The sequence below is a fragment of the Hymenobacter mucosus genome, from assembly GCF_900188255.1.
GTDB lineage: Bacteria > Bacteroidota > Bacteroidia > Cytophagales > Hymenobacteraceae > Hymenobacter > Hymenobacter mucosus.
On the sequence record NZ_FZNS01000002.1, the window covers coordinates 632,187 to 646,293 of the forward strand.

General features: G+C 49.7%; 23 protein-coding genes and 1 pseudogene. All 24 read right to left on the reverse strand.

Annotation, left to right across the window (positions count from 1 at the left end; genetic code table 11):
• Positions 1-274: 274 nt before the first annotated feature.
• Positions 275-1,546, reverse strand: coding sequence for a phosphopyruvate hydratase (gene eno, locus CHB83_RS06585; protein WP_045688476.1), 1,272 nt, complete (start codon positions 1,544-1,546; stop codon positions 275-277).
• Between the two features lie 309 nt (positions 1,547-1,855).
• Entirely contained in the window at positions 1,856-2,437 is a 582-nt protein-coding gene (gene rplQ, locus CHB83_RS06590; protein ID WP_045688475.1) for a 50S ribosomal protein L17, read from the reverse strand.
• Positions 2,438-2,653: 216 nt separating this feature from the next.
• Positions 2,654-3,643: a DNA-directed RNA polymerase subunit alpha gene (locus CHB83_RS06595; protein WP_089332074.1), complete on the reverse strand. Its 990-nt coding sequence runs from the start codon at positions 3,641-3,643 to the stop codon at positions 2,654-2,656.
• A gap of 147 nt (positions 3,644-3,790) precedes the next feature.
• The gene (gene rpsD / locus CHB83_RS06600; protein ID WP_045688473.1) at positions 3,791-4,396 is read right to left on the reverse strand and encodes a 30S ribosomal protein S4; all 606 of its coding nucleotides are present in this window, start codon (positions 4,394-4,396) and stop codon (positions 3,791-3,793) included.
• Positions 4,397-4,524: 128 nt separating this feature from the next.
• Positions 4,525-4,917 carry a 30S ribosomal protein S11 gene (gene rpsK / locus CHB83_RS06605; RefSeq protein WP_045688472.1) on the reverse strand — a complete coding sequence of 131 codons (393 nt, stop codon included), beginning with the start codon at positions 4,915-4,917 and terminating at the stop codon, positions 4,525-4,527.
• Positions 4,918-4,993: 76 nt separating this feature from the next.
• Positions 4,994-5,371 (reverse strand): 30S ribosomal protein S13, encoded by a 378-nt coding sequence (rpsM, locus tag CHB83_RS06610; RefSeq protein WP_045688471.1) that lies wholly within the window; start codon positions 5,369-5,371, stop codon positions 4,994-4,996.
• Positions 5,372-5,397: 26 nt separating this feature from the next.
• Entirely contained in the window at positions 5,398-5,514 is a 117-nt protein-coding gene (gene rpmJ / locus CHB83_RS06615) for a 50S ribosomal protein L36 (protein WP_045688470.1), read from the reverse strand.
• A 9-nt stretch (positions 5,515-5,523) separates the two neighbouring features.
• A complete protein-coding gene (gene infA / locus CHB83_RS06620) occupies positions 5,524-5,742 on the reverse strand; it encodes a translation initiation factor IF-1 (protein WP_022822146.1) in 219 nt (72 codons plus the stop codon).
• Between the two features lie 4 nt (positions 5,743-5,746).
• On the reverse strand, positions 5,747-6,517 hold the full coding sequence (gene map, locus CHB83_RS06625; protein WP_045688469.1) for a type I methionyl aminopeptidase: 771 nt from the start codon (positions 6,515-6,517) through the stop codon (positions 5,747-5,749).
• Between the two features lie 3 nt (positions 6,518-6,520).
• Positions 6,521-7,834: a preprotein translocase subunit SecY gene (gene secY / locus CHB83_RS06630; protein ID WP_089332075.1), complete on the reverse strand. Its 1,314-nt coding sequence runs from the start codon at positions 7,832-7,834 to the stop codon at positions 6,521-6,523.
• Positions 7,835-7,847: 13 nt separating this feature from the next.
• Positions 7,848-8,291, reverse strand: a complete 444-nt coding sequence (rplO, locus tag CHB83_RS06635; protein ID WP_045688467.1) for a 50S ribosomal protein L15 — start codon at positions 8,289-8,291, stop codon at positions 7,848-7,850.
• A 13-nt stretch (positions 8,292-8,304) separates the two neighbouring features.
• A complete protein-coding gene (rpmD, locus tag CHB83_RS06640; protein WP_089332076.1) occupies positions 8,305-8,484 on the reverse strand; it encodes a 50S ribosomal protein L30 in 180 nt (59 codons plus the stop codon).
• Between the two features lie 6 nt (positions 8,485-8,490).
• A complete protein-coding gene (gene rpsE / locus CHB83_RS06645) occupies positions 8,491-9,096 on the reverse strand; it encodes a 30S ribosomal protein S5 (protein ID WP_236704977.1) in 606 nt (201 codons plus the stop codon).
• Positions 9,097-9,102: 6 nt separating this feature from the next.
• Positions 9,103-9,453 (reverse strand): 50S ribosomal protein L18, encoded by a 351-nt coding sequence (rplR, locus tag CHB83_RS06650; RefSeq protein ID WP_045688465.1) that lies wholly within the window; start codon positions 9,451-9,453, stop codon positions 9,103-9,105.
• Positions 9,454-9,462: 9 nt separating this feature from the next.
• Positions 9,463-10,017: a 50S ribosomal protein L6 gene (gene rplF, locus CHB83_RS06655; RefSeq protein ID WP_045688464.1), complete on the reverse strand. Its 555-nt coding sequence runs from the start codon at positions 10,015-10,017 to the stop codon at positions 9,463-9,465.
• Between the two features lie 20 nt (positions 10,018-10,037).
• On the reverse strand, positions 10,038-10,436 hold the full coding sequence (gene rpsH, locus CHB83_RS06660) for a 30S ribosomal protein S8 (RefSeq protein ID WP_045688463.1): 399 nt from the start codon (positions 10,434-10,436) through the stop codon (positions 10,038-10,040).
• A gap of 348 nt (positions 10,437-10,784) precedes the next feature.
• A complete protein-coding gene (rpsN, locus tag CHB83_RS06665) occupies positions 10,785-11,054 on the reverse strand; it encodes a 30S ribosomal protein S14 (protein ID WP_045688462.1) in 270 nt (89 codons plus the stop codon).
• Positions 11,047-11,607 (reverse strand): 50S ribosomal protein L5, encoded by a 561-nt coding sequence (gene rplE, locus CHB83_RS06670; RefSeq protein ID WP_045688461.1) that lies wholly within the window; start codon positions 11,605-11,607, stop codon positions 11,047-11,049. The genes rpsN and rplE overlap by 8 nt, the downstream gene beginning before the upstream one ends.
• Positions 11,608-11,636: 29 nt before the next feature.
• Positions 11,637-11,885, reverse strand: a pseudogene (rplX, locus tag CHB83_RS06675) (50S ribosomal protein L24); the annotation flags it as partial.
• A gap of 3 nt (positions 11,886-11,888) precedes the next feature.
• Positions 11,889-12,257, reverse strand: a complete 369-nt coding sequence (gene rplN, locus CHB83_RS06680) for a 50S ribosomal protein L14 (protein ID WP_045688459.1) — start codon at positions 12,255-12,257, stop codon at positions 11,889-11,891.
• 1 nt (position 12,258) lies between these two features.
• On the reverse strand, positions 12,259-12,549 hold the full coding sequence (gene rpsQ, locus CHB83_RS06685) for a 30S ribosomal protein S17 (RefSeq protein ID WP_045688458.1): 291 nt from the start codon (positions 12,547-12,549) through the stop codon (positions 12,259-12,261).
• A 2-nt stretch (positions 12,550-12,551) separates the two neighbouring features.
• Positions 12,552-12,764, reverse strand: coding sequence for a 50S ribosomal protein L29 (gene rpmC, locus CHB83_RS06690; RefSeq protein WP_045688457.1), 213 nt, complete (start codon positions 12,762-12,764; stop codon positions 12,552-12,554).
• Between the two features lie 5 nt (positions 12,765-12,769).
• Positions 12,770-13,192: a 50S ribosomal protein L16 gene (gene rplP, locus CHB83_RS06695; RefSeq protein ID WP_045688456.1), complete on the reverse strand. Its 423-nt coding sequence runs from the start codon at positions 13,190-13,192 to the stop codon at positions 12,770-12,772.
• Between the two features lie 39 nt (positions 13,193-13,231).
• Entirely contained in the window at positions 13,232-14,104 is an 873-nt protein-coding gene (gene rpsC / locus CHB83_RS06700; RefSeq protein WP_089332077.1) for a 30S ribosomal protein S3, read from the reverse strand.
• Positions 14,105-14,107: the final 3 nt, after the last annotated feature.

The following is a 14,107-nucleotide window of genomic DNA, read 5'->3' on the forward strand; positions in this document are numbered from 1 at the left end:
AAGATAAAGTAGCAGCCTACCTGTAAGCAGGATTTACAAGCAAATATTTTGCATTTATTTAATACACTTAAATAGTTAACTTCCTTTTACGGGTTGACCTATGGCCTACTTGATCTTACTATACATAAGTTGATGAGTCAAAAACTAGCGACGAAGACTCTGTAACAAGGTTTTGACACTGAAACACACATAGCACGGCTCAAATATAAAGCAAAGCAGCCAGTCCCCTAGGAACTGGCTGCTTTATCTTTTTCAAAGAAGTGCTTATGCGGCACTACATCTTCTTACCGGGGAAATAAGCAGTTTCGCCTAGTTCTTCCTCGATACGAAGCAACTGGTTGTATTTCGCCATACGGTCAGAACGTGAGGCAGATCCAGTCTTGATCTGACCAGTATTCAGAGCCACGGCTAAGTCAGAAATGGTGTTGTCCTCCGTCTCGCCCGAGCGGTGGCTCATAATGCTCTTGTAGCCGTTGCGACGGCCCAAGTTAATGGCGTCAATCGTTTCCGTGAGCGTACCAATCTGGTTTACCTTGATAAGGATGGCATTGGCAATCTGCTCGTCAATACCCCGCTGCAAACGGTTCACGTTCGTCACGAACAAGTCGTCACCTACCAATTGCGTCGTCGAGCCGATGCTGTTGGTCAGGTTTTTCCAGCCGGTCCAGTCATCCTCATCCATACCATCTTCGATGCTGATGATGGGGTATTTCTTGGTCCAGTCAGTCCAATACGCTACCATCTCCGACGAAGTCAGCTTGTCGCCAGTGCTTTTCTTGAAGTGGTAGTGGCCGTCCTCGTAGAATTCGGAAGCTGCTGCATCCATAGCAATCATTACGTCATCCCCAGGCTTGTAGCCAGCCGTTTCAATGGCCTGCAGCACTACCTTGATAGCGTCTTCGTTAGATTTGATGTTGGGTGCAAAACCACCTTCGTCGCCTACGTTTGTGCTTAAGCCTTGCTTTTTAAGTACGTTCTTGAGGTGGTGGAAGATTTCGGTACCCCAGCGCAGTGCTTCGGAGAAAGAAGGCGCACCTACGGGCATGATCATGAACTCTTGGAAATCGATGCTATTGTCAGCATGCGAACCACCGTTCAAGATGTTCATCATGGGTACGGGCAGCGTGGTAGCGTTTACACCACCTACGTAGCGGTAGAGAGGCATACCAGCCTCAGCGGCGGCGGCACGGGCAATGGCAAGGGATGCTCCCAAGATAGCGTTGGCACCCAGGTTGGCCTTGTTAGGCGTACCGTCCAGTTCCAACATGATCTTATCGAGCAACCCTTGCTCGAATACTGAGAAGCCGATCAGTTCTTCAGCAATCTTGCTGTTCACGTTGTCCACCGCCTTTAGCACACCTTTGCCCATGTACTTCGACTTATCGTCGTCGCGCAGTTCTACAGCTTCGTGTTTGCCGGTAGAAGCTCCTGAAGGCACAGCGGCACGACCTACTGTACCATTCTCGGTGGTTACATCCACTTCAACGGTGGGGTTGCCGCGCGAATCAAATATCTGACGGGCGTGAATTTCGGTGATAGTGCTCATGGGTTACAACTATGAGGATGAAGAAAGGGAATCTGAGAGTGCCACACGCTTTTTCCGCTCTGCGAGTGGTTGCAATGGGGCGGCAAGGTACTCAATTGCTACTTTTACCCCATACTGATTTCACAAGATGCCAATACGCAGCATAAGCTGCATTCTTTCCTACGGACTAAGCATGTATTTTCAACTCATACAGGATGGAGTATACCAACCGCAATACTACAGCTAGTGAGTTTTTGACGCTTAACCCTAAGGCAACAAAAAAGGGACGCACCATACGGTACGTCCCTTTTTTGTTGGAATGCGAGTAGCTTAGGAAGCTGCTTCGTCGGCTGCTTTAGCCTCATCGCGCGTTTCACCTTCCTGCACAGTAGTTGTAGCGGTATCTTCGGGAGCCGAAGTTTCTACAACTGCAGCAGGAGCTACAGCTTCGCCACCTACGGTAGCATCAGCCTTCTTGCTGCCACTGCGGCGCGAACGACGAGTGGTAGTAGCCTTGGCTTCGCCCACATTCTTGGCCTCCAGCAGAGTCTCGTTGAAGTCAACCAGTTCGATTACACACATTTCAGCGTTATCACCAAGACGGTTAGCGCTCAGCTTGATAATGCGGGTGTATCCACCAGGGCGGGTTGCAATCTTGCTCGATACCGTACCGAACAATTCTTTCAGGGCCTCCTTGCTTTCCAGCACCGAGAACACCAGACGGCGAGAATGGGTCGTATCGTTCTTCGACTTAGTTAGCAGAGGCTCAACAAACTTGCGCAGAGCTTTTGCTTTAGCAACCGTCGTCGTTACACGCTTGTGCAGAATCAAAGACGAAGCCATGTTCGAAAGCATGGCATTGCGGTGCGAGGCCGTACGGCCGAGGTGGTTGATGGTTTTACCGTGACGCATAAAAAAGAAAAATGAGTGAGCTTGCGAACGACGACCACGGCGGAAGAGACCAAAGTAAGGCCACCTTCACATTAGAACCGTCGCCCCTTGGGGCTCACTAGTTAAAGAAGTGTAAAAAGGAGTGCAAAGGTATGGAATACCTAGACATAAAAAATGTGCTGAAGTGAATATGTGTCACCCACATACTTCACATTCAGCACATTTCCACGGGAGACACTACTCTTCGTCGAGCTTGTATTTTCCTAAGTCCATCCCGAAGGTCAGACCTTTCTCCTCAACGAGGTTCTCCAATTCAGTTAGCGACTTCTTACCGAAGTTGCGGAACTTCATCATGTCAGCCATATCAAGCTGCACCAAGTCACCGAGGGTTTTGATGTCAGCGGCCTTGAGGCAGTTGTAAGCACGTACACTCAAATCCATATCTGCTAGAGGCGTCTTGAGCACCTTACGCATGTGTAAGGTTTCCTCATCTACCGTCTCCTCCTCTTCAGCCTTAGCCGTTTCGAAGGTCATGGTGCTGTCCGAGAACAGCATGAAGTGTTGAATCAGGATATTAGCAGCGCCTTTCAGCGCATCCTCCGGGTGAATTGAACCGTCTGTGTGAATCTCGATAACAAGCTTCTCATAGTCGGTCTTTTGCTCCACACGCGTATTTTCAATGCTATACTTCACGTTTTTGATAGGCGTGAAGATGGCATCAATGGCAATCTGACCGAATACTTGGTCAGCTGGCTTGTTTTCCTCTGCAGGAACATAGCCACGGCCTTTCTGAATCGTAAACTCAAACTCCAACTCGGTAGCTGGGTCTACGTTGCAGATCACCAACTCAGGATTTAACACCTGGAAGCCGTTGGTGAATTTGTTGATTTCGCCCGCCGTGAACGAATCTTGGCCCTTAATACGAACCGTGATTTTATCCTCAATGGCGTCGCTGACCTTCCTGAAGCGCACTTGCTTCAAGTTCAGAATGATTTCGGACATGTCCTCAATCACCCCTTCGATGGTCATGAACTCGTGCAGAACGCTGCTGGTGCGAACCGACGTGATGGCGTAGCCCTCCAGCGACGACAGCAGGATGCGGCGCAGAGCGTTGCCGATCGTGACGCCGTAGCCTTTCTCCAGCGGTTTAAATTCAAACGTTCCGTAGAAGTCGTCAGATTTCTCCATCACGACCTTCTCCGGCATTTGAAAAGCTAAGATTGACATAAGTGGGGCGTTTGAAGTAATGAATAGCAGGAAGCAAGAAGATGACCAATTTGGCCCGTTTTCTTACTGCCTGCTACCCAGATCCATTTATAACAAGGAAAAAAGTCGAAGCAGGAAAACGGCCCGGAATGCCGGGCCGTTCCCATATTACTTCGAGTAAAGCTCGACGATGAGCTGTTCCGTGATTTTCTCAGGAATCAGGTCGCGCGAGGGTACGCTGATGAATTTGCCTACCAACTCCTTGCCGTCCCACTCCAACCATGAGAAGGCGCGGGCGTTACGAGCGCTCAGGCTCGTAGTAATGGCTTCGAGAGACTTTGACTTTTCACGTACTGCAACAACGTCACCAGCACGAAGCTTATAGGAAGCAATGTTTACTACCTCGCCGTTTACTGTGATGTGCTTGTGCAGAACCAATTGACGAGCGGCACGGCGCGTAGGAGCAATACCGAAACGGTATACCGTGTTGTCAAGACGCGACTCCAGTAGGCCGAGCAGGTTGTCACCGGTGATGCCGGGCATCGTAGCAGCCTTATGGAACAGGTTCTCGAATTGTTTTTCCAATACGCCGTAGAGGTACTTTACCTTCTGCTTCTCCATCAACTGGACAGCGTATTCTGACTGCTTCTTACGGCGGCCACGGCCATGCTGGCCGGGAGGATATGCTTTTTTAGTGAGCGCCTTGCTCGGGCCGAAAATCGGCTCACCAAAGCGGCGGGCAATTTTGGTTTTTGGACCAGTATAACGTGCCATTTCAGGTTTGTTGAGTTTTGAGGGGGTTGAACCGCGCGTGTCGGACTTCGGAAGCGCACCTCGCAGGGGTGAAAAGGCGCATCAGAAACCCGACACCGGTGGCCTGCAGTACAGGCCTGTTCGCTAAATCAAACGCGACGACGTTTGGGAGGACGGCAGCCGTTGTGGGGCAGCGGCGTTACGTCCTTAATGGTCGTTACCTCAATACCCACGTTACCCAGCGTACGAATAGCCGACTCGCGGCCAGCACCCGGCCCCTTTACGAATACTTCGGCTTTGCGCATGCCCAGGTCGTGAGCCACTTTGCCGCAATCCGTAGCAGCCATCTGAGCTGCATAAGGGGTGTTCTTTTTAGAACCTCGGAAGCCCATTTTACCAGCAGAGGCCCAGGAAATAACCTGTCCGTTGTTGTTGGTAATGGAAATGATGATGTTGTTGAACGAAGCTTTGATGTGAACTTGGCCTACGGCCTCAACAACGACAACGCGCTTCTTGGCTTTGTCTTTTCTTTTTTGTGCCATTTGGTTATCGCAAAAACTGCGGAAGGTGTTGAAGCCTATTCTTTACTAAGGGCTAAGCTTCGATTCCCGCTACAGATTATTTAGTAGCCTTCTTCTTGCCAGCAACGGTCTTCCGTTTGCCCTTGCGGGTACGGGAGTTGTTCTTGGTACGCTGACCACGAACTGGCAGACCTTTGCGGTGACGCAGACCCCGGTAGCAACCGATGTCCATCAGGCGCTTAATGTTCAGCTGCACTTCAGAGCGCAGCACACCCTCGGTCTTATACTCGGCGGCAATCACGCCGCGGATTTCACCGGCTTCAGCTTCAGTCCAATCTTTCACTTTCTTGTTCAGGTCAACGCCTGCTTTAGTGAGGATCTGCTGAGCAGAAGGACGGCCAATGCCGAAAATGTAGGTCAGCGCGATTTCACCGCGCTTGTTGTCTGGGATATCTACCCCTGCAATACGAGCCATGTGCTTTTGTAAAAAGTCTGGTGCTACTACCCCTGACGCTGCTTATAGCGGGGGTTCTTCTTGTTAATCACGTAGAGCTTGCCTTTGCGGCGGATGATTTTGCAATCAACGCTACGCTTCTTGACGGACGCTTTAACTTTCATGTCGTCGGGTTATTTGTAACGGTAAACGATTCGGCCTTTCGACAAGTCGTAGGGCGACATTTCCAGCTTCACCTTATCTCCCGGCAGAATCTTGATGTAGTGCATCCGCATCTTGCCCGAGATATGGGCAATCAGTTGGTGACCATTTTCCAGCTCCACGCGGAACATGGCATTGGAAAGGGCTTCCAGGATGACTCCGTCCTGCTCAATGGAAGTTTGTTTTGCCATGAGGCTACTGTAAGGCTTTTTCTATGTATTCAAACGAGGTCAGAATTTCTGCCTTGTCTTTGCGTACTATGACAGTGTGCTCAAAGTGAGCCGAGGGCTTTAAGTCCTTGGTTCGAATAGTCCAACCGTCTTTTTCTTGGATGACGCTTTTCGTACCCAGGTTCACCATCGGTTCAATGGCAAGAGCCAACCCCGTCTGCAGCTTCACTCCCGCTCCACGTTTACCGTAGTTTGGAACCTCAGGCCGCTCGTGCAGTTTCTTACCAATTCCATGACCGACAAGTTCCCGAACTACTCCATACCCCAATTTCTCAACGTGGTTTTGAATAGCGTAGCTCACGTCACCCATGCGGTTACCTGCTATTGCTTGCTCAATACCGAGGTACAACGATTTTTTTGTTTCCTCTAACAAGGTTAGTACCTCTGGTGCTACCTCTCCTACTGGATGGGTATAAGCACTGTCAGCATGGTAACCATTGAGTAGTACGCCACAGTCTATAGAGACAATATCGCCACTCTTTAGGGTGTAGTCACCTGGGAAACCGTGTACAACTACTGAGTTTGGAGAAATACACAAGCTGTATTCGAACCCATTGTAGCCTTTGAATGAAGGCTGTCCACCATTGTCGCGGATGAATTCCTCCGCGCGTTTATCTAGCAGGCGCGTTGTAACTCCTTCCCGGATCAGACTGGCTACTTCACCATGAGCCTGAGCCAGTACTTTCGCACTGGCTCGCATGAGTTCTATTTCCTCCTCGGTTTTGTAAAAAATCATTTCTTACGAAGCGAGGGCAATGTTCTGTGAACGACCACGTACCTTGCCAGTCTTCATCATGCCATCATAGTGACGCATGAGTAAATAGCTCTTCATTTGGTTCATGGTATCAAGCACTACTCCTACCATAATGATCAGAGAAGTACCACCATAAAATTGTGCAAAGGGCCGAGTAACGCCGGCTACTGTAGCTAGTGAAGGCAGGATAGCTATAACAGCAAGAGCAACTGCACCAGGTAATGTAATGCGGGTTAATACTTCGTCAATATATTCTGAAGTATCACGACCAGGCTTGACACCAGGAATAAAACCACCACTCCGCTTTAGGTCGTCCGCAATTTGATTTGGGTTGACGCTAATTGCAGTATAGAAGTAGGTGAATATGATGATTAGTAGCCCAAACACCACATTGTATACCCAATGGTTAGGCTGAAACCATGTGCCAATAAGGCCGGCAGCTTCACTATTTTTATTCCAAGCTGATGCTGCAATAGCAGGCACAAACATCAAAGACTGAGCAAAGATGATAGGCATTACACCGGCAGCATTCACTTTCATAGGAATGTATTGCCGCTGAGCGCTTAGGGTAGCGGCTCCACCTACTTGCTTGGCGTACTGAACCGGAATCTGACGAACAGCTTGCGTAAGAATGATAACGGCCATCACTACCAAGAAGAGCACCGCTAACTCGATTAAGAATATTAGCGAACCGCGCATCGTACGAGCTTGTGCCTCTCCAATAAGCGCACCAGGTAGGCGTGATACTATCCCGATCATAATGATCATGGAGATACCATTACCAATTCCTTTGTCAGTAATTTTCTCACCAAGCCACATACAGAACAGTGTTCCTGCTGTTACGATGACGGCAGTAGAAACTGTAAAAAATAGACCTGGATTGATGATTGCCTCCGCATTGATCGTCGCAATAAAACCTACCGATTGCAATGCAACGATGGGAATTGTGAGAATGCGAGTGTATTGATTGATTTTCTTACGACCAGACTCCCCTTCCTTCTGCAGTTTCTGAAAGTAAGGAACCGCAATAGTTAGCAGTTGCAATACAATAGAGGCAGAGATGTAAGGCATAATACCCAACGCGAAAATCGACGCGTGGCTGAATGCTCCTCCAAGCAAAGTATCTAGGATACCTAATACTCCGGAGGCGCCTTCTTTCAACCGCGTTGGATCAACGCCTGGCAGTACCACATAGGATCCTAGCCGATAGATGGCAATGAAAAAAAGCGTATTGAAGATCCGCATACGCAGATCTTCAATCGCAAAAACATTCTTTATCTGTTCGATAAGTTTTTTCATTGCTTCGTTGGCGCTACAGCGTCACAGCTTTGCCACCAGCCTTTTCGATAGCTTCAATAGCCGACTTCGAAAAAGCATGGGCGTGTACTTCTAGAGCTTTCGTGATTTCACCACGACCTAGAACTTTGATTTTAGCATTTTTAGATGCTAAACCAGCGTTTACAAAGAAAGCGCTATCTAGAGTAGTAACATCACCTTCAGTCAGGCTAGCCAATACATCAAGGTTAACAGCTTTGTATTCGACGCGATTAATGTTCTTGAAACCGAACTTTGGTACGCGACGCTGCAGGGGCATTTGACCACCTTCGAAGCCCGACTTTTTGGAGTAACCCGAACGGGACTTGGCACCTTTATGACCGCGCGTAGATGTACCGCCACGGCCGGAACCCGTACCACGACCTACACGCTTTTCATTGCGGGTAGAGCCAACAGCGGGTTTGAGATTGCTGAGATTCATTTTCGGGAGATTCCTAGAGTTCGGTTACTTCCAACAGGTGCTTCACGGCATTCACCATACCAGCTACCTGGGGGGTGTTTTCAACAGCCTTTGTGCTGCCTACTTTGCCAAGGCCAAGGGCCTTCACAGTGCGCTTTTGACGCTCTGGGCGGTCAATAATGCTCTTGACGAGTTTAATCTGGATCTGTGCCATCTGCTCTTAGCCGTTAAAAACTTGAGAGAGGGTGATGCCACGAGCCTGTGCAATTTGCAATGGGTCGCGCATTTTCAGCAGGGCATCGAAGGTAGCCTTTACTACGTTGTGGGGGTTCGACGAACCCTTCGACTTAGCTAGTACATCTTTGATACCAGCGCTTTCAAATACAGCACGCATAGCACCACCTGCAATTACACCTGTACCGGCAGCAGCTGGCTGTACTAATACATAACCACCAGAGTATTTGCCTTCCATCAGGTGAGGAACCGTGTGCTTGTACAGAGGCACTTTCACTAGGTTCTTCTTGGCATCATCAATGCCCTTGGCAATAGCATCAGTAACTTCGTTGGCTTTCCCGAGGCCATAACCTACAGTACCATTACCGTCACCCACTACTACAATAGCCGAGAAGCTAAAGCGGCGGCCACCTTTTACTACTTTGGCTACGCGGTTGATAGCAACCACCTTTTCTTTCAGATCAGAATCGCCAGTACGCGACTGCTGCTCGTTGTTACGGTCGTTGCCGCGACGGTCATTGCCACCACCCCGACGGTCGTTACCGCCTCGGTCATTGCCACCACCACGGTTGCCGTTGTTAAATTCTGCCATGATGAGTTAGAAATTGAGGCCGCCTTCGCGAGCTCCTTCTGCCAATGATTTTACGCGGCCGTGGTAGAGGTAACCGGAACGGTCAAATACCACTTTCGAAATTCCTTTTGCCTGAGCACGGGAGGCAATTTCCTTGCCTACTGCGGCGGCGAGAGCTACTCCGTTGCCCCCTTCCACCGAAACGTGCTTCGAGGAAGCAGACGCCAGCGTGTGACCATTCGTGTCATCAATAATCTGGGCGTAGATGCCCGTGTTGCTACGAAAGACTGACAGACGCGGACGCTCGGACGTGCCAGCGACCTTAGTGCGGATGATGCGCTGGATCCGTTTTCTTCTAGTTGCTTTATCGAAAGCCATGGTGTGATATTATTTCGAAGCCGTTTTACCAGCCTTACGACGAATCTGCTCACCCACGAAGCGCACACCTTTGCCTTTGTAAGGCTCAACTTTGCGCAGTGAGCGAATCTTGGCGGCCACCTGACCTAGCAATTGCTTATCAATGCTAGTCAGTGTAACGATTGGGTTCTTACCCTTCTCAGTTACAGCCGTTGCAGTTACTTCCTTAGGCAGAGCTAGGAAGATATTGTGCGAGTAGCCCAAAGACAACTCAAGGGTAGTACCAGCCATTGAAGCTTTGTAACCTACACCTACTAGCTCCAACTTCTCTTCCAAACCGTTACTAACACCGCTTACAGCATTGTTTAACAAGGAACGGTAAAGGCCGTGCATGGCCTTGTGTCGCTTCTGCTCAGTGGGGCGGGTTACTACCAGCTGACCGTCTTCGGTTGCTACAGTAATGTCGCGGTCAACTGGAACCGTCAGAGTACCTTTTGGGCCCTTCACGGTAACCGTATTTTCGTTGCTCACTTCAATCTGCACGTTGGCGGGCAGGCTGATGGGCAGTTTACCAATGCGTGACATAGTCTCGTTTTCCTTTCAGATTAGTAGACGTAGCACAGCACTTCGCCGCCCACGTTCTCGGCTTTCGCCTCTTTCTCCGTCATTACGCCTTTCGACGTCGACAGAATCGCAATACCCAAACCGCTCAGTACGCGGGGCAGGTTTTCAACGTGGGCATACTGACGTAGACCCGGCGTGCTAATGCGCTCTAGCTTCGTGATGGCAGGCTTCTTGGTAGCCGGATTGTATTTCAGCGCGATTTTAATCGTGCCTTGTACAGCGGCATCATCAAAACGGTAGCTCTGAATGTAGCCCTTTTTATAGAGCACTTTCGTAATCTCCTTTTTGATGTTGCTGGCCGGGATTTCTACTACCCGGTGGTTTGCCTTGATGGCATTGCGCACCCGGGTCAGGTAGTCGGCAATTGGATCTGTATTCATTTCTTTAGAAAAGAGGCACCCATTTTTAGGGAGCCGCAAAGATATGAAAATTTCACCGCCACGAAAAGAGGCAACGAAACTTTCGGTTAAGACTACTCGGCTCGGCTTTTCACAGCTCGGCCAATGGTTTCTTTCGGCGACCTGCCAAATGTGTGGAGCGTCCTCCACGGCCCTAGGGCTTTCAGGGGTGCAAAGATATATATCTTTTGCGACACTTACTCTATTACTAGATAAGCTTTTAGATATGCTCCTTCGTTTTCTTAGGTCAACATATAATCAAAATTGCCAAGCTGGAACTTCTAAGAAGAACCAACTTGGCAATTTCAGTTGAACAGTCCAGGCTAGTTTCTACCAGCTTGACTTGGTTACGCCGGGGATTTTACCAGCGAGAGCCATTTCGCGGAAACGCACACGGCTGATGCCAAATTTGCGCATATAGCCACGAGGGCGTCCGTCGATTTTGTCACGGTTGTGTAGACGAACTGGCGAAGCATTCTTGGGCAGTTTGTCCAGACCTTCGTAATCGCCAGCAGCTTTCAGGGCCTTGCGCTTTTCAGCGTAACGGGCAACGGTAGCGATACGCTTCCGCTCACGGGCTTTAATTGATTCCTTAGCCATTGTTCTGTTTCTTGGCGTTAGCGAACGGCATACCAAAAGCTTTGAGGAGCTCGTAGCTCTGCTCATCGTTTTCGGCCGTCGTTACGAAGGTAATATCCATACCGGCAATCGACTTAATCTTGTCGATAGAAATTTCCGGGAAGATGATTTGCTCTTTAATGCCCAAGGTATAGTTACCGCGGCCATCAAAGCCTTTGTCATTGATGCCTTTGAAGTCACGCACACGTGGTAGTGCTACGGTAAGCAGACGGTCGAGGAATTCGTACATCTGCTCACCACGCAACGTTACACGGGCGCCAATTGGCATACCTTCACGTAATTTGAAGTTCGATACCGAACGTTTGGCGATGGTTGGAACAGCTTTCTGACCAGTAATTACCGTCAGTTCGTCTACTCCGTTATCTACCAATTTTTTATCGGCAACAGCAGCACCAATACCACGGTTAATGCAGATCTTGGTGATACGTGGCACCTGCATAATGCTCTTGAACTGGAATTTCTCCTGGAGCGCAGGTACTACTTCTTTTTGATATTTATCTTTCAGTCGAGCCATGGTCGTAGAGCGGATTAGGCGTTCGTCGAATCCGCACGCTTCACGTTGCTCACGTGAATCGGTGACTCGATTTTGGTGATGCCGCCCTGGGGGTTTTTAGCACTTGGTTTGTTGTGCTTGGTTACCAGGTTTAGGCCTTCCACGATAACACGCTGCGTCGAACGGTTCACCGATTTGATAACACCGGTTTTGCCTTTTTCGTCGCCGGCAATCACCAAAACGGTGTCACCAGTTTTTACGTGCAGTTTCGCGGGCGTTGCTTTCGTTTTCGTTGCCATTGCTTAGAGAACTTCAGGAGCCAGCGAAACAATCTTCATGAACTGCTTTTCACGCAATTCGCGGGCCACAGGGCCGAAGATACGGGTGCCGCGGGGCTCGTCATTATTGTTGAGCAATACAGCAGCGTTGTCGTCGAAGCGGATGTACGAACCATCTTTACGACGGATTTCCTTCTTCGTACGCACTACTACTGCCTTCGATACAGCGCCTTTCTTAGCGTTGCCAGAAGGAATAGCTGACTTAATTGCTACTACAATTTTGTCACCTACACTAGCGTATTTCTTGCCCGTGCCACCGAGGACACGAATGCATAGAACTTCTTTGGCGCCGCTGTTATCAGCGACGGTCAGACGGGATTCTTGCTGTATCATCTTACTTGGCGCGTTCTACGATTTCTACCAATCTCCAGCGTTTGTTCTTGCTCAACGGACGAGTGCTCATTATGCGCACCGTGTCGCCTTCGCCACATTCGTTATTCTCGTCGTGAGCCATAAATTTGGTCGACTTAGTAACGAACTTACCGTAGATGGGGTGTTTCATTTTGCTTTCCACAACTACCGTGATAGACTTATCCATCTTAGTAGAGGAAACGCGGCCGATGATTTCTTTACGCAGGTTCCGCTCGGTTGCGGTCGTTACCTGCTGTTCTTCGTTGCTTGCCATCGTTAGTTAGCAGAGTTAGTTGCCTGCTCGTTCTCGCGACGCTTCAACTCGGTCAGCAGACGGGCGACATTTTTGCGGGCTTGCTTCAGACGAATAGGGTTTTCTAAGGGAGAGATGGCATGGGCAAAGCGCATGTTCTGACCGTTAGTTTGCTCCGTCTTAATTTGGTTTTGTAGGTCCTCTGAAGAGAGGGCGCGGATTTCGGCGTTCTTCATCTTGTTTAAGCTTCTTGATAGTCGCGACGAACAACAAACGAGGTACGCACTGGCAGCTTCTGTGCGGCCAAGCGTAGCGACTCCTGCGCTACCTCTAATGAAACACCGTCAGATTCGAACAAAATGGTACCAGGCTTTACTACAGCTACCCAGTATTCTGGGGAACCCTTACCCTTACCCATACGAACCTCAGCAGGCTTCTTGGTAATTGGCTTATCAGGGAAAATACGGATCCATACTTGACCTTCGCGTTTCATGGCGCGGGTCATGGCAATACGGGCAGCCTCAATCTGGCGAGCCGTAATCCAAGCCTGTTCCAGCGACTTGATAGCGAACGAACCGAAGTCAATGGAGCTGCCGCGGTGGGCTAAGCCATGCACGCGACCCTTTTGCATCTTGCGATACTTGGTCCTTTTCGGTTGTAACATGAGTTATCTTGAATTGAAATTCGAGAGAAAAGAAAAAGGCTAGCGACGGGGAGCACCACCGCCTTGGCCGCCACGGTTCTGGCCACCGCCGCCACCGCGACGCTGTCCACCACCTTGACCACCACGGTTATCACCGCCGCGGCCTTCGCCACCACGGTCGTTACGGTCGCGACGTGGTCCACGGTCACCACCACGCTCACCACGCTCACCACGTGGGCCACGGTCGTTGCCACGGCTTTCGCCACCTTGACCACCAGCAGGCTGTTGGTTTGGAGAAAGATCCGGCTTGCCGAATACTTCACCACGCATAACCCACACTTTGATACCAATTTTGCCATATACCGTCTGTGCCTCTGATAAAGCATAGTCGATATCAGCACGCAAGGTATGTAACGGAGTACGGCCTTCTTTGTATTGCTCAGAACGAGCAATTTCAGCACCACCTAGACGACCACCACACTGAATCTTGATGCCTTCGGCACCAACGCGCAGAGCAGCTTGAATGGCCATTTTCATAGCGCGACGGAAGGAGATGCGAGCTTGCAATTGCTGAGCAATGCTCTCACCTACCAGCTTGGCATCTAGTTCTGGACGCTTAATTTCAAAGATGTTGATCTGAACGTCTTTGCCAGTTATTTGCTTCAGTTCGTCCTTAATCTTATCAACCTCAGCACCACCTTTACCGATTACCACGCCTGGACGAGCCGTGTTGATCGTAATGGTTACGCGCTTCAGCGTACGCTCGATTACAATGCGGCTGATGCCACCTTTCGGAATACGAGCATTAATGTATTTGCGGATTTTTTCGTCCTCAACCAATTTGTCGGCAAAATCCTTGCCGCCGTACCAGTTCGAGTCCCATCCTTTGATGACGCCCAGACGGAAGCCAACCGGATTTACTTTCTGTCCCATAGT